12 protein-coding genes, 2 pseudogenes and 2 CRISPR repeat arrays (1 of these 16 cut by a window edge) are annotated in these 14,692 nt (G+C 65.6%); all 14 genes and pseudogenes read right to left on the minus strand.

The annotated features are described in order from the left end of the window. Positions 1-86, minus strand: a pseudogene (locus tag D0T12_RS04680) (IS5/IS1182 family transposase); the annotation flags it as partial. A gap of 435 nt (positions 87-521) precedes the next feature. Further along, positions 522-1,445 carry an AAA family ATPase gene (locus D0T12_RS04690; protein WP_117398059.1) on the minus strand — a complete coding sequence of 308 codons (924 nt, stop codon included), beginning with the start codon at positions 1,443-1,445 and terminating at the stop codon, positions 522-524. Between the two features lie 30 nt (positions 1,446-1,475). Further along, positions 1,476-1,991 carry an HORMA-1 domain-containing protein gene (locus D0T12_RS04695; protein ID WP_117398060.1) on the minus strand — a complete coding sequence of 172 codons (516 nt, stop codon included), beginning with the start codon at positions 1,989-1,991 and terminating at the stop codon, positions 1,476-1,478. A 2-nt stretch (positions 1,992-1,993) separates the two neighbouring features. Then, positions 1,994-3,115: a CBASS oligonucleotide cyclase gene (locus D0T12_RS04700; protein WP_199487297.1), complete on the minus strand. Its 1,122-nt coding sequence runs from the start codon at positions 3,113-3,115 to the stop codon at positions 1,994-1,996. Positions 3,116-4,566: 1,451 nt separating this feature from the next. Next, the gene (locus D0T12_RS04710) at positions 4,567-4,884 is read right to left on the minus strand and encodes a transposase (protein ID WP_117398063.1); all 318 of its coding nucleotides are present in this window, start codon (positions 4,882-4,884) and stop codon (positions 4,567-4,569) included. Positions 4,885-5,104: 220 nt separating this feature from the next. Next, positions 5,105-5,377, minus strand: a pseudogene (locus D0T12_RS04715) (transposase); the annotation flags it as partial. A gap of 49 nt (positions 5,378-5,426) precedes the next feature. After that, positions 5,427-6,056: direct repeats of the CRISPR family, unit length 30 nt; unit sequence GTTGCGACCCCTCGTAGGGGCGATGAGGAC. Between the two features lie 135 nt (positions 6,057-6,191). Continuing rightward, positions 6,192-6,455 (minus strand): CRISPR-associated endonuclease Cas2, encoded by a 264-nt coding sequence (gene cas2 / locus D0T12_RS04720; protein WP_117398064.1) that lies wholly within the window; start codon positions 6,453-6,455, stop codon positions 6,192-6,194. A gap of 4 nt (positions 6,456-6,459) precedes the next feature. Beyond that, positions 6,460-7,440 (minus strand): type I-B CRISPR-associated endonuclease Cas1b, encoded by a 981-nt coding sequence (gene cas1b, locus D0T12_RS04725; protein ID WP_117398912.1) that lies wholly within the window; start codon positions 7,438-7,440, stop codon positions 6,460-6,462. Between the two features lie 2 nt (positions 7,441-7,442). After that, entirely contained in the window at positions 7,443-7,940 is a 498-nt protein-coding gene (locus D0T12_RS04730) for a CRISPR-associated protein Cas4 (protein WP_199487298.1), read from the minus strand. Further along, a complete protein-coding gene (gene cas3 / locus D0T12_RS04735) occupies positions 7,937-10,357 on the minus strand; it encodes a CRISPR-associated helicase Cas3' (RefSeq protein ID WP_233525850.1) in 2,421 nt (806 codons plus the stop codon). The genes D0T12_RS04730 and cas3 overlap by 4 nt, the downstream gene beginning before the upstream one ends. Next, a complete protein-coding gene (gene cas5, locus D0T12_RS04740) occupies positions 10,354-11,019 on the minus strand; it encodes a CRISPR-associated protein Cas5 (RefSeq protein ID WP_233525851.1) in 666 nt (221 codons plus the stop codon). The genes cas3 and cas5 overlap by 4 nt, the downstream gene beginning before the upstream one ends. Further along, the gene (cas7i, locus tag D0T12_RS04745; RefSeq protein ID WP_117398065.1) at positions 11,016-12,038 is read right to left on the minus strand and encodes a type I-B CRISPR-associated protein Cas7/Cst2/DevR; all 1,023 of its coding nucleotides are present in this window, start codon (positions 12,036-12,038) and stop codon (positions 11,016-11,018) included. Before cas7i ends, cas5 begins: the two co-directional genes overlap by 4 nt. Beyond that, positions 12,035-13,438: a hypothetical protein gene (locus tag D0T12_RS04750; protein WP_117398066.1), complete on the minus strand. Its 1,404-nt coding sequence runs from the start codon at positions 13,436-13,438 to the stop codon at positions 12,035-12,037. Before D0T12_RS04750 ends, cas7i begins: the two co-directional genes overlap by 4 nt. Further along, positions 13,435-14,181, minus strand: a complete 747-nt coding sequence (locus D0T12_RS36970; protein WP_117398067.1) for a CRISPR-associated endoribonuclease Cas6 — start codon at positions 14,179-14,181, stop codon at positions 13,435-13,437. The genes D0T12_RS04750 and D0T12_RS36970 overlap by 4 nt, the downstream gene beginning before the upstream one ends. Positions 14,182-14,676: 495 nt before the next feature. Then, positions 14,677-14,692: direct repeats of the CRISPR family, unit length 30 nt; it runs 410 nt beyond the window's last position.

A 14,692-nucleotide genomic window follows, 5' to 3' on the forward strand; every position in this document is an offset into this window, starting at 1 on the left:
CCCTGCGGCCTCCTCGGAGCGGGCGGCACCACCCGCTGGAACAGCTCCCACAACTCCTCCGGCACCAGCCGCTCGACCATCTCCACGGCCGCAGACTACCGGCGCCAACCCAAATGAGATGACGTCTAAGACGTCCTCGGGGTCGGCCGCCCGGTTGGTGACCAGGCGCAGGTCGGCGCTGCCGCTGTCCGCCGTCAACATCTTCCATGTCCTGGCGATCTTCGTGAGGATCGACGGCCCACCGTTGGCGCTGGGCTTGGTCAAATAGTCCTCGTTGACCGGTGTAGCGCTGTCAACCGCGTACTTGACCTGCTTGTAGGTGTTTGGAGGAGCGTCCCGCAGCAGGACAACGTCGTCGAGGTTGCCCACACCCTCGAGTTCGACACCGACTGCGCGGACGGGGTTGTGTGAGCGAGCGGCGGTCTCCCGAAGGAGGGTCAGGCAGGCCTCCCATGCGACGAGCCACTGGTAGTAGTCGCCGGTGGTGCGGACGCTGGTAGGGCCGGCCGCGGGCAGATGGGTCATCGGCGTCTCTCGGTGAAGACGGGGGTCGGCTCCAGTTCTTCGGCGAGGTCGAGGAGGTCTTCATCAGTGACCGGCCGGTCGGGGAAAGCGCGGAAGACGGCGGCCGGGACCAGTCGCTGGGTTAGGTCGGAGAACGTGTAGCCGGGCTGGTCACCGTTGGGGCCGGTGAGTTCCACGACCTTGCGGACGGTTTCCGGGCGGATGCCGAGCCCGTCGAGTGCCTGGCTGAGGACCGCGTAGCGCTGCTCATCGCTGGGGCGACTGAAAGTGAAGGTGGCCGCTGCGCGACGCATGATGGCGGGGTCGAGAGTGGCGAGCCGGTTAGTGCACAGCACCACGACGACCGGGAGTCGGGCACCGGCAAGGCTGTCGATGCCGGCCAGGAACGCGTCAACGCCGGCTCGGTCCTCGTGGTGCATCTGCTGGGCCTCGCGGGACTGCACCAGGGCATCGGCCTCGTCGACGACGAGGATTTGCACGGCGCGCGCACCGTGAGAGTCGGAGACGCGCTTGCCCATCATGTGCATGTGGGTGAAGGCGTCGCCGATGAGTGAGGTCATCTCACCTACCAGGCCGCTGCCACGAGTGGCGAGCTTGAGCCGGTACAAGTATACGGGCAGTTCGAGAAAGTCGGCGAGGTCGCAGCCGAAGGACTCGGCCAGGGCCGACTTACCGGAGCCGACGTCGCCGCCGAAGATGAACAGCGGCGCCCGGTCCTCGAAAAGGGTGAGAGCAGCGACATCGCCGTCGTGATAGGCGGCGGCCCAAGCCCGGAGCCGGTGGGGGTCCGCAAGGAGCGCGGTTTCTTTGCGTAGGCGGAGTTTTGTGTCGTCGAGGCCGACCAGGCGGTCGTAGCGCGCACGGCGGGTGGGCTCGGGCAGTTCGATGACGGGGTGGAACAGGTCGTCCTGGCTGGTCACGTATTTATTCTTCCTGCCGATGACGCTGGACTAGTAGGCGACGTAGACGTCGCGGGACACGCCAGCGCCGTTGCGGGCGTAGCCGTGCCCCGTAGTTGTGGTGCCCGTGAGAGCGCTCGGGGCGGTGCCGGTCGTCCGGGAGATCGGGAGGCTCTCCTTGACCCCGGCCTGCTCGCTGCTGGGCAGGAGCCAGAAGGCAGAGCTGTAGGTCAGGTGGCTGTGGAAGCCGTAGCCGGTGAGGTCGACCGGGTCCGGGAAGCTGCCCGGCCGTGAGTCCGTGAGCTGGCCTCCGACCGTGGCCTTGTATCGCAGGCGGAACTTCCAAGCGTTGGTCGCTGTGTCGCGGAAGCCATAGTCGACGGTGTCGAGAAATCCGCGGTCCAAGAGGATCGCGACTTCCTCGGCGTAGTTCTCGATGTTGTCGAGGCCGGGTTTGCCGTAGAGGTTGTGCAGTAGACGCAGATCGGCGCCGACTCTGCCTCCGACATACCGGGCGTCGGTGATCGTGAACGAAGCGGAGGCGGATCTCGTGTACGAGCCGGTCATGATCACTCTCCCGGGAAGGTAGGGCCGAACAGCTCGCGCCAGGTATCGAGCGCCTCACTCTTGGTGGGCGCGTAGGCGGCCATCGAGATGGTCTCGAGGGCGGTCTTGGCGTGGTTCATCAGCCGTTGGCGGTCCTGCTCGGTGTAGCCGCATGCGACATTGTTCTCCGGGTTAACCGGGTCCCAGACCTGGATCGGGTGCGCCGTGGCATTCACCGCCTCCGCCTTGTAGTAGTCGGTGAAGACGATCGGCGTCCTCAAGCCGGTGCGGACGATGTAGGAGAGAACCTGCTCGATCGCTGCCGGGTAGTCGTCGACCTGGAGCGGCTTGCCGTTCCAGCCGGCGTCCCAGAGGTGGGCCACCAGGAGTTCGAGCAGGAACGACTTGCAACGCAGTTCCGGGTCGGCCTCCTTGCTCTCGCGGATCCACGCCTTCAGCAGCCGGATCACTTCCCGGTAACCGTCACCGGCCTTGTCCTTGCGCGTCTGGATGAACTGCAGGTGCAGCGTGACCGAGGTGAGCACCTTGATGCCGTCGGAGGTGACCAGGTACCCCCGGTCATCCGGCTCGCCGGTGTACAGCACCGGCACGACGTCGATCTTCAAACCACTGCCGCGCATAGTGATCCCAACGGCGTGGTCCGACAGCTTGAAGTCCTCCGCCTCCTTCGTTGCCCCATAGACCTCGATGCAGCGCTCTCGCAGCCAGCTCAGCATCGTCGAGACCTCGATATCGGTGTCCGTGGTCCGTAGGTAGGCGGCAACGTCCGCGTCCGACCCCGTGCCACTCCTGCGCCGGATCGCCGTGTGCTTGGCTGTGCTGCCAGACGCGCGGAGCTTCACCAGGTCAAAGTCCGGGTGGTCCGCGATGTAGTCCTCGAGCCGCTCCCGCAGGTAGTTAACCTGACGGCGGCGCTCCTTTGCCTCCTCCTTCGGCACGTTCACCTTGGACTGCGCGAACGCTTTGAGGACCTCGTGGTCAACGTAGCGCTCTCCCGCCATGCCTGCCCGTCCTTCCCCCGAGAAGCTGATCGACAGAGCAACAGACCTACCATCCGCCACTGACAACCTCGTCCAACCGCTGAGCGCTACCGCAGCCTGCCCGCCCACCACCAGCAAGACCATCGTCAAGAGAGTCTGCGCCGGACTCGAATGCGTCGTGGGCCTAACGAGCCGGTAGTGGTCAGGCTGCCGTTAGGCACGATGGGCGTTCCCCCATGCCCGGGCTTCCCCCAAGAGGGCCCAAACCCGCGCAATGACGCTCCACGGATAACCCCAACCACACGCGGGTGTCACGGTCGGAATCGCGAGGCGGCAGCGTGTCGGCAGCCCGGTGGGACATCGAGGCTCGTACAACCGAAATCCACGTCAACCGTGACAAGCAGCTTAGGAGCCGAGGGAAAACGTCCCGCTGATCACCAACTGCCCTGCGGGGACGGCCCCTCCTATCTGTGATGTACCCCCTACGGAAAACCACGCGCATGGCTGCACCCACAACCCCACCACCCACCGCTGCCAACTAACAATCCCATCCCACTTCCCAATCCCCTGACCACACGGGCTGTGCCGACGGTTGATCGTTTACCGACCTCAACCTCGATCGGCGATGTCTACGGCGTAATGGTGGTAGCTGAGCCATTCAGGCCACACTTACATGACCGCGATCCGAGCCCGTACGCGGGGCACCATGCGCACGGGCTCCCGCGCTAAGGAGCTGGATTAGCTTGAGAAACTAACCCAAGAGGCTAAAACCATCGTTGGATCTCGGTATCCCGCTTACAGGGGGATGGGAAGACGCCCGACCACGCAGTCCCACGGCGTGCTCCGTCGCGCCCCCTCGTAGGGGCGATGAGGACCCGCGCACCGCTGGCACGTGTCGTTCACCGTGCAGGTGTTGCGATCCTCGTAGGGGCGATGAGTGTCAGGTTCCCGTGTCTGCCGACGGCGAAAACCAATCTGTTGCAACCCCAGGGGCCGCTTGCAGGCCCAGGGAATGAAACTGCAGGTCATAGTAGCGGCACCTCTGGGGCCTGGGCGGGTTGGTGAGTTCACGTCCACGGGAGTGGTGTATGAGGCCTGTGTGACGTGTGACCGGTTCGTGTCGTGGTGGGTGGACATGGCGCGGCCGAGAATCCAGCGCGAGAACAGATCCTTCACCATCGCCAGATACAGCGGCCCCTCGGCGGTGTCGATCTGCGTGACGCCAAGCACCACAACTCGTCCGGCGCTACGGCCGTGAAGTTGTGCACCAGGTCGGGCGCGACCGACGCTGGCCCAGCCAGGTCAGTGACTGCCTACGCCTGGGCGGACGCCCGGCCAAGCCAACTCGGCCATCCGCGCCGCGACGGTGTTGGGGGAAGACCTTCCTTCCCACCTCGGGCGGCGACGGGTGATCCGCGAGGACCCGTACGCCCGCCCGAGGCGGGTAAAAAGGAGCTTGACCTCCTCATCCAGTTCGCACTCGCTGTACGCGTGGAGTCGACTCACAGTTGTCCACTTGTAGAACCAGGGCAGCAAGCCCCTAGCGCGGCAGGCGATCACATGCGGGATATCGAACGCGATCAACTGCGCCACGATCACTGGCTCATCGAGTCCTTCACCCACAGGACCACCGATCGCTTGAGCACGTCACGCTCCATCTCAAGCTCAGCCCGTTCCCTCTCCCATGCGGCCCGCTCAGCCCGCAACCGGGCCAACTCCTGGCGCTCGGACTCGCCCAACTCTCCGCCCTGAGCCTGCCCCCTGTCGTTCTTCACCCAGTTTTGCAGCGTGTAGCGGCTGATCCCCAGATCCCGCGCGACTTGCGCCACGGGCTTGCCGGTCTCCTTGACGATCCATACTGCTCCCGCGCGGAACCCTGGATCGAACTGGCGTTTCTTATCCCCACGCCCCAACCACCTCTCCTGTCCAGGTCTCCATGTTGCGGAGGGAAGCGCTGTGGCCACCATGCACTCCTCTCAACTGCGGCAACGTTACAGCTCCACCCGGTCAGAAGGAGAGAGAACGGCTCAAACTAATATCGATCCACATCACCAACGGCTACGTCCAGCAGGTGGTGTATAAGAAGGCCACCTCGTGATCTATCGGCTACTTAAGCACCTATTGCCTCAATTGTCATGTCGGCATCATTGGTGTCGGTTTCTGGCCTACTCTCTGACACGCGGCCAGCAGTTCCACTCCCATGTAGCGGCGTTGCTCGGTCCATTCATCGTTCTGCTCGGCCAGTACGGCGCCGACGAGCCGGATGATGGCGGTGCGGTCGGGGAAGTTGCCGACCACGTCGGTGCGGCGGCGGATCTCCTTGTTCAGCCGCTCTTGAGGGTTGTTGGACCAGATCTGGCGCCAGACGGCCTCGGGGAACGCGGCGAAGGCCAGGATGTCGTCGCGGGGCGATGAGGACCCGCCTCCCGCTCATCGGCGGAGGTCGTCTTGCGGTGTTGCGAACCCTCGCAGGGGCGATGAGGACCTGCCCACGATCGGCAGGTCCGCGAGCGCGTGGCCGCGTTGCGAACCCTCGTCGGGGCGATGAGGACTCTGGCGGCCGACCTCGACCGGGTTGCCTCCCGGTCGTTGCGACCCCTCGTAGGGGCGATGAGGACACTGACCGCCCAGACCCTGCTGTGGGGTCACATCACGTTGCGACCCCTCGTAGGGGCGATGAGGACATGACGTACTCGGGGTAGGCGCGCTTGCCTTCGCGTTGCGACCCCTCGTAGGGGCGATGAGGACCGGGGCAGGCGATCGAGGGCCGCCGGACGGCCAGAAGAGGTTGCGACCCCTCGTAGGGGCGATGAGGACGTCGCCCCGAACGCCAGCAGCCCGACCATCGCAGCGCGTTGCGACCCCTCGTAGGGGCGATGAGGACTCAGCATCACAGGCAAGGAGACCCGGCAGGAACTGATGTTGCGACCCCTCGTAGGGGCGATGAGGACCTGAGATCATCCGCGCGTTCTGCGCGGAACTCTCCCTGTTGCGACCCCTCGTAGGGGCGATGAGGACGGCCTGATCATCGTGACGCCGCCGCAGCTGGGGAAATGTTGCGACCCCTCGTAGGGGCGATGAGGACCCCACGATAAAGCTGCTGGTCATAGGTGGTGGGGTCAGTGGGTTTTTGGGGTGGTTTTCAGTGGACCTCCGGTAGTGCGGGTGAGCCCGGTGTGTCGCTGAAAGTTTGGCGCTGTGGAGGTGTCAAGGATCGAGGTTAAAGGATGTCGGTGGGCTCGGGTTCGGTGGCTCCCCAGGCGAGGCGCTGGGGAGTGGTGCCGGGTGGGAAGGTGTAGACGATGACGCTGTCGTAGGTGAGGTCGAGGGCGGTGTGGACGGCGTTTTTGAAGCGGCGTAGTTGGGCTGGGGTTAGTTGTCCTTCGAAGACGCTGCGTTGGACGTGGTGAAGGTATTGGCGGCACGTGCGCAGTATTACGGGGTTGCGTTCGACTGCGGTGTCGTAGACGACCACGACGTACATGGGGTCACCACCAGATTCGGAAGGGCTTGTAGGTGGTGTTCTCCAGGCAGTGGCGGGTTAGGGCCAGAGCGTCGAGGTAGAGGAGTTCGTCGTAGGCCACTGGGCGTGCCAAGGTGCGGTGGGTGACGGTGACGGCGAACTCGTCCCGGACGGTTTGGACGACGAGTTTGCGACCTGCTTCGCTGAGCATTGCCTGGTTGGTGTCGCTGTCGAAGTGGTGTTCTTTGAGTTGGTTGCGGCTGGCCATGCGCAGGAGAAGGCGCTCGGCGAAGAGCGGTTTGAACATTTCTGCTAGGTCCAGGACGAGGGAGTGTCGTTGGCGTTCCATGCTGCTGTGCAGGAATGCGATGCCGCTGTGCAACGGGGTGAGGCGGACGGCGGTGAGGATGCGGGCGTACACGATGCCGTTGACGTAGCTGATGAAGGCGTTCCCGGCGTTCTTGGGTGGGCGGCGGCTGCGTCCGTCGAGTTGAAGCCATTCGGGGAGTTTGGTGTCGATGACGGCCCAGGCTGAGCGGCGGAAGGTTCCTTCGGCGCCCATGAGGTGGGCGGCGCTTTCGGCTTCGGCTATGGAGTTTTGTAGGGCGGCGTAGGGGCGGGCGAGGAGTTTGCGGTCAACGGTGCGGCGGACGTTGAAGGCTGTGGCGTCGACGATGTCGCGGGCGATTTTCAGGGCGGCGTCGGGGTTGCCGGCGAGCCGAGCCTGGGCGAGGACGGTCTCACCTGAGGTGCTGGTGTCAGAGGTCAGCAGGGACCCTGCGTAGTCGCCGTAGTAGCTGAGCATGTGCACGTTGATGCGGTGCCGGTTGAGGAGGGAGACGACCGCGGTGTTGATGTCGGTTTCGGCACAGGCGACGATGTCGCGCACATCGGTGATGGGGATATGGACGGCGGAGGCGTTCTCGCGTTCGATCAGCAGTGACTGGTCTTTGCGCCGGATCCGGCAGGGGCTTGTCAGCCAGTAGGTACGGGCAGCGGTCGGCAAGGTCACTCCGTCCAGCAGTAGTCGGTGAAGCTGCATCCGCGGCAGGCGCTGCGGGCGAGGCGGGGTGGGGAGACGGGTAGAGCCGCGGTTGCCAGGACGGCGGTGATATCGGCTTCCGCTTGTGTCGCGTCCTGCTCGGTGTAAATCAGCTTTTTGGTTCGGCGGGTCTTGGGGTAGTGCAGGACAGCCCCTTGTGCGTCGACTCCGACGCGGTGGAGTCGGTGGCAGTAGTGGCGTGCTTGGGCTTCGTCTGCGGCGGTCGGTCTGCTGGACGATTTCACCTCGTGAACCCATTTCTGGCCGTCGACGAAGTCGAGGCGGGCTGCGCCGAGGTCCACGGGGGAGTGGCGACTGTAGGTGGTGTCATGGACGGCTTCGCCTAGTTGCACGGTTGCGTTCAGATGCTCGGGTCGGATGCCCCGCAGGAAGAGCCAGAGTTGTCGGCGGCAGTGGTAGAGGTATTTGATGTGAGTGCCACCGACGTCTTCGGCTTCGATCACAGGACTTCTCCGGGCTGGTAGGTGGACTGGGCGGGGCCGCGAACGGCGCGCAGGCCCAGATGCTCGTCATAATCGCCGTCGACGACGTTCACCTGGAGCTTCTTGTCGTAGCCGCCGAGAGCGCCAGCCCAGTACGGCATGGGGATCAGGTATTCGTCAGCCAGCAGACGACCGGCTTTGAACTGGCCGGGGGCTTGGGCCAAGGCGTCGGCGTAGTCGTCGTGGTCCTGGGTGAGGATCGCTTCGGTGCCTTCGAAGAGTTCGTCGAAGACGGCGGTGAGGTCGGAGCGGGAGTCGAAGGGGCGGCGGAAGGTGAGCAGCCTGCGGGTGAATTGCTCACAGCGGTCGTTGACCTCCTCGCGCCAGGTGGCTCCCCATGGGGTGCTGTAGATGTGGTTGAGCCAGGTGGTGGCGTCGGGTTCGTCGACGATGGTGTCGGTGTGGGCGGTCAATAGTTGCCAGGCGGCTTCGACGGGTTCGCGGGGGTAGATGCCATCGGCGTAGTCGAGACCTGGGGCATTGCGGCGGGTCGTCCAGTGGGGGTGGTGGACGATGACGTCGGCGGGGGGCCGGGCGGCGAGGCGGTTGACGCGGCCGAATCGTTGGAGCAGGGCCTCAAGAGGGGCTGCGGCCGTCAGCAGGACGTCGAAGTCCAGGTCCAAACTGACTTCGACGCATTGCGTTGCGACCAGGAGTCCCGGGTGCCGTCCCGGTAGTTCTGCGCCGAATCTTTCCCTGATGCTTTGTTCGATGCCGTTGCGGTCTCCACGGCGGAACCGAGAGTGCAGCAGCAGCGCGGAGCCTTGGCCGTGGCGTTCCTCGGTCTCTGGGGCGAGTTCTTCGAAGAGCTCCAGTGCCTGAGCAACGTTGTTGGCCACCACCAGGACGGACTCGTTCTGAGACAGGCGGAAACGAATCTCGGCGAGCGCCGCCGGGTCTGTGAGGTGGTGATCCCTGATGCGGAGGCGATGGCGTGGTGTGAGGTCGAGTCCTTCGGCGTCCACGAGGCCAACGGGGTGGGCGAGTGTCTGGCTGAAGAGTTCGGACAGCATCTCGGGGAGGGTGGCAGAGACGACGGCGATGCGTCCGCCGAGGCGTTCCCACAGTCGCGCGGAGGCGAGGATGTAGCCGAGCCGCCTGGGGTCGTAGACGTGGAGTTCGTCGAGAACGAAGACGGAGTTGGCGGCATCGATGAGGATGCCGGAGTGGGCGGGGCCGGCCAGGGCGGCGCGCAGCAACTGGTACGGGGTGGCGACTCGGACGCTTTCGTGGAACAGCTTGGTGGCGGCGGCGCGGGAAATGGCTTTGGTCGCTGCGTTGACGCGGCATGGGTCGTTGTCCTGGTCGGTCTCGTCGCCGTCCTCGGGGGCGATCGATGCGGCCAGGTGGTAGGAGGCGGCTTTGGAGTGTGCTACTCCGACCGTTTCGGGTGCTTGGAAAAGTTCTTTGAGACGGTCGGCCATCGCGTTGATGGACGACAGGTATGGGAGGGCGAAGAAGACCCGAGGCACTCCGCCGGTGTGGCGAGCCAGGTCAGTGACCTGGGCGGCGGCCCACAGCAGGGCGGCCTCGGTTTTGCCGCTGCCGGTCGGCGCCCGCAGTAGTAGATGCCCCAGCCGTGCCTCGGCCCGCACTTGGTGGGGGCGTAGCGTCCTGCCCTGACCGGCGAACCTCTGGTCGAGGAGCGTACGGAAGGAACCGTCCAAGGGCTGGGCGAGGGACAACCGTCCATGCGCGGACGACAGATGGTCGGCCAGAGTGACGGCGCCCTGCAGAAGAACGGCGGTGAGCCCGAGGTCGGGCGCGGCTCGCTCGTCCCACCGCTCCAGCACCATGTTGAGCAGCCCGTGCGCGGCCTCCAGAAGTGTCTCGGTGGTCAGCGACGCCCGCGACGAGTCGGCCGCCGGCAGGCCGATCGCCGGTGCCGTGTGGTGGAACCATTTCTCTAATTCGGGGACGGCCTGGGGCGAGATCGGCCCGATTCTTTTCCGCAATTCGGCGATGTCGCAGTCGCCGTACAGTCCCGCCAGGTCGCGGCCGGGTTCACCGCGGAGCGGCCGGTGGTGGGTGGCCACGGCGGTGGCCACCCATAACAACAGGTCCGGGTCATGGACGAGGGACGGCAGGAATCCCAATGACAGGACTTCATGCCGTTCCCCCCACAGCCGGATACGTCCAGCGAGCATGTCCTGGAAGCCCGTGGGGATCTTCCCGCCGTCATGAGTGAGCGCGGCGAGTTCGACGACCGGCCAGAACAGCGGCCCTAGGCCGTCGTCCAAATTCGGGAGCGTCCCCACTCGACGGGAGAGTTGGTGGGCGGCCTCACGCGCCGCCGCCAAGTGGTCGATGAGAGGCTCCGGCGGACGTCCGTCCCGGCTGCTCTTGGCGTTAACGGACGCCAGTACCACCGGTATCACCGCCAGGCGAAGGAGTCGGGATGGCAGACGGGCAGCAGAGCCACCGCCTGCCCCTCCTCGGTCGACCAGCTCTCCGGAACCTGCGTCCGGCTGAGGCCCGTCGAGTCGTATCGGTAGGTGTCCCATTTCGTCCGGTCCCGGCGAGAGCCGACGGCCGTCGGCAGTCGCAGCGGCGTTCCTCCCGACACTCCAGCCGCGTCGGGGACGATTGCCAAACGCAATGCCCCCGGCTCGGGGGCGAGCGTCACCCGGCGAAGCGAGACCCCGACGAGGTCCTGGCTGCGCCCCAGACGCAACGGCCACACCGGACGCCGAAGCCGCCGCCACCAACCATCGACGTCCTCCAGCAACCACACCGTCAGGACGACCGCGGCCAGGAACTCACGATGCCGCGGGGTGGGAGACGCCTTCTTACCGGAGGCGTCCAGCGGATGGTAGGTCTCGTAGTCGACGTTCTTCCCACCTGACCGGAACGCCATCGCGAACCGCAATCCCCGGTCGACGGCGTCCCATCCCCCGGCGGCCCCGGCCAGGAGACCGCCGACGGTCGCCGGTGACGGGCACGGCAGGGTGACCTGTACGCCCGCATACAGCGGGTTGCGGAAGGAGGCGACGGGCGCGGTGAACGTCGCCTCCAGCGCAACGGACTGCGTTGTGGTCACGCCGGGTCCTCGAACCAGCCGTCGTGGTCGCCCTGCCGTACCTCCCGCGCAAGCTTGGTCAGCATGACGCGCGGATGCTCGATGGTCACCGTGCCGTCATCGATTAGGTCCTTCAACTCACGCATCGCCTTGTCGCGCTGATCCCCGAGAAACCCCGGCGCCCACCCCAGCCTGACCGGTCCGTCCAACTCGTCGGCCCAGGCGTTGATCTCCTCGCGCAGGACGTCGGAGTCGAAGACGGGCTTGCCGTCACGGGCGCCCACCACACGGGTGAAGGGGTTGATGCCTCCCTTCACCGGCGCCAGCAACACCAGCGCGGGCGTCCGGTCGCCGTAGTGCAGGGCCTGCTTGGCGCCGCCCCGCAGCTTCGCCAACGTCTCCAACAGCACCGCGATCCGGCGGCGGCGCTCCTCCTGCGGCAGGCGTAGCGCGTCGGTGCCGCGCAGAACCGTCGGCTCGGAACCCTCGGCCTCGGCCTCCTGCGCGGCGACCGGACTCAGCGCGACGCGAAGGCCGCTGCCGTCGGTCTCGAACACGCCCGCCCGCGGGACGTCCAGCAGCACGTCGGCTGCCAGGGCCGCGCTGTACAACTCGTGCTGGTGGATGACGGGATGCTCCCCGGCCGGGAAGTTCCGGCTCATCGTCCCGAAGTCCTCGGTGGGCCGTTGCGGTGTGAGTGACACGAACGTGCCGGTGGCCAGCACGGTGTCGCGCTGATAGTTCTGCTTGCTCACCGCGACCATGTAGCCGAACAGGTCATCGTCCAGGTAGCGGTCCGGACGGCCCTCGGTGTAAGCCTGCTGCTTCTTGCCCGACCCCGAGCGGGTCACTCCGGAACGGGGCTCGTCCGACGGAAGACAGTCACGCAGCCACCGGCGCACCGCCTGCGCCGACACGTACGGGTAGACGTCCCGTCCCACCCGCAGCGCCTTGGCCTTGCCGATGTTGTCCTCACCCTCACCGTTGTTGGGCGCACCCGCGACGATGTCGAGGACGATCTTTCCGGCCAGGTAGCTCACTGCTCTTCCTCCTTGGTGACGAACTCGGCGTCGGTGGCGTTCTCGATCTCTTCCAGGTCTTCCTCGACCTTCTTCGAACTCCAGCCGAGCTCGGAGAGCTTCTCCAGCACGCCGAACAGGAAGACGTCGCGGTGGAACCAGGCGGGGTTGTCCTGACCCGGACCGAACAGCAGAACAAACGCGCGTTCGGTCACCAGGGGTCCCTCAGCGCCCTTCGGCGGCTGTATCGCCCACTCCATGCTGTGCCGCGTCAGCCACGCCCGCATCTTGCGCGGGTCCCGCATGGCGGCGCGCAGCGTGTTCAACTTCCCGCCGGTCTCCTGCTTGCTCAGCAGACCCGCCACCTTGTGCGCGGCCGACCTGATCTCGGCGAGATCCTTCTCGTTCATCTGCATCACCTCGGTGACGAAGGAATAGAGCAGGTCCGACACGGAGGCCGCCTGCTCACGGTCATGGTCGGGATGCGGGACGACCCGCCCCAGGTAGCGGACCGCGGTGTTGAACAGCCGCGCAGGCTCGCCGAAGACATTGCGGGCCAGCAACACAACCCCAGGCGAATAGGCCGTGACGTGTGCCTTCACCAGGAAAGCGAAACCCTTCCTGTTCACCGGACGAAGAGTGCTGCGCAGCCACTCGGCCAGTGGCTGGTCCAGGGAATGAACCTCCAGGGACTGGCCGCGGTTATTGTTGTTGAAGACCAGCAGGTCCACCCCGGCGGTGAGTCGCTCGCCGTAATTCTGCAACGCCCGCAACGTCACCACCTCACGGACCGCCGCGTACCCCTCGGTGACCTTGCCGGTCTCGGCGATGATCAGGTTGCGGTCCACCTGACGCTGGACGGTCCTGCGCATGAACCGCGCATCCCAACTGTGCAGCGCGTACGAGGCACCGCCCGTCAGATGGCTCCCGTAGGGCAGCGCGTGAAAACACACCAGACACGGCCTGCACAACGCCATCCCCTCATGCCCGCGCGGGGTGCTGTTGCGGTAGGCGTCACTCTCGGCCAGGGGAACGTCGAGCTTGCCGAAGAACCCGACCGCCGAACGCCCGCACAGAACACAATCGACACCCTCCAGCAGGCCCCTCTCGGACGGATCCCTCCAGCTCTCAATCGCCGCCTTGATGACGTCCTCGGACTTCTTCGCGTTACTGGGATGGTTCATCGGGGAGTTCGGACTGAAGGAATAACTGGCCTTTAACCAGAACCCCTCGGCAATCTTGCTGTTCCGAACCAAAGCAGCCCGAACCGCATCCCGCGTCATCGTCTTCACGGCCTGCTCGAAGTCCTCGGGCGGCAGTTCCTCCGGGTCAAGGTCACCGGCCACCGCGGCCACCGCGTACGCACCGACCTGCTGCAACGGATGCGCCGTCAACACAAGCCGCGCCTGCTCCGAGGTCATGCGCACACCCACCCGAAGCCGGTGCTGTTCGCCTGCCCCAACCCCCAGACCCACAAGGCCCGCAGAACCTCCGGATCAGCGCTGATCTCCACCTCCACGCACGCGCCCGGCTTGCTCCCGCCCGCCCCAGTGCTGCCCGCGACGGCGAACGACCGTTTGGGCCCGATCCAGGTCACCCTTTCCAGGACGACCTCCGAATCCAGTCCCAGGCTCTCTGCCTTGCGCCGCAGATTGCGCTCAAAAGCCAGATCCCACCCGGCCTCCCCGGGCAGCAACCAGTCCTGCCGCGTCTCGCGCACCCCAGAGGGCCCCAGCCCGGGCCCCTTCAAAACCACCGGCGTCCCCGTACGAAAAACGGCCCGGCCCGAAGAGAACGACGGAGCCTCCACCACATGGACCGCATCAACGAAAAACGCCGTAGCCCCCCACGCTAGGACCGGCATCCCCGCGAGCGCCGCCCCGAACGCCTCCACCAACTCCAGCGCCGGGCTACCCAACTCCCACATCCCGGGCCCACCCAGCGCATAGACCCCACGCCGCCGCGGCGCCCCAGGAAACACCGGGGCCGAGTAGCCGAACGGCACCATGCCGTACGGCTTCCACCCCTGAGCATGGATTTCCGCTCCGAGCTCCGGAGCCACCCGATCCAGCAGCGAATACGCCAACGCCCGCCCAGGACGGATCACCGACCCCCAGGCCAGCTCCCGCGCCTCCGTGTGGATGTCTAACCGCAGCCGCAACATGCCCCTCCCCGACCACTCGACAGGCTCAAGACAGAAATGTCGGCACCCTTTGGAACAGTGACCACCAAGCACTCCTGCGTGACGGCGCCCACGCTAACGCCCCACTCCTGGCATGTCAGAGAAACAGGAAAACTAGTCTCGATCTTGATCGGCAACCCCGACAAAGGTCGCAGAGGAGCCGTTACCATGACGCACAGTCATTCCCTGAGCCCACCGGCGGTTCCTGGGGTCGCAACAGACTGGTTCTCCTGTTCTGCAGACACGAGACCCCGTGATTCATCGCCCCTCCGAGGGGCCGCAAGCAAGCAACGGTACGAACACAACCCAAAGCCACCAATCCGAACCCACTGTTATCTTCGGAAGTCGCTCCTTGACAACTCCACAGCACCGAATTTCAGCGACACACCGGGCTCTCCCGCACTACCGGAGGTCTGCTGAAAACCACCCCTAGATCCCGCTCGCCCCGCTCCTCATGACCAGCAGCTTTACTCTGGGGTCCTCATCGCCCCTG

The sequence above is a fragment of the Actinomadura spongiicola genome (assembly GCF_003432485.1).
GTDB classification, from domain to species: domain Bacteria; phylum Actinomycetota; class Actinomycetes; order Streptosporangiales; family Streptosporangiaceae; genus Spirillospora; species Spirillospora spongiicola.

What these genes read in the sequence shown, in the direction of transcription:
- D0T12_RS04695 (WP_117398060.1), bottom strand. Translation starts at nt 1,991, where the DNA reads ATGACCGGCTCGTACACGAGATCCGCCTCCGCTTCGTTCACGATCACC.
- D0T12_RS04700 (WP_199487297.1), bottom strand. Translation starts at nt 3,115, where the DNA reads ATGGTCTTGCTGGTGGTGGGCGGGCAGGCTGCGGTAGCGCTCAGCGGT.
- cas2 (WP_117398064.1), bottom strand. Translation starts at nt 6,455, where the DNA reads ATGTACGTCGTGGTCGTCTACGACACCGCAGTCGAACGCAACCCCGTA.
- D0T12_RS04750 (WP_117398066.1), bottom strand. Translation starts at nt 13,438, where the DNA reads ATGACCTCGGAGCAGGCGCGGCTTGTGTTGACGGCGCATCCGTTGCAG.
- D0T12_RS36970 (WP_117398067.1), bottom strand. Translation starts at nt 14,181, where the DNA reads ATGTTGCGGCTGCGGTTAGACATCCACACGGAGGCGCGGGAGCTGGCC.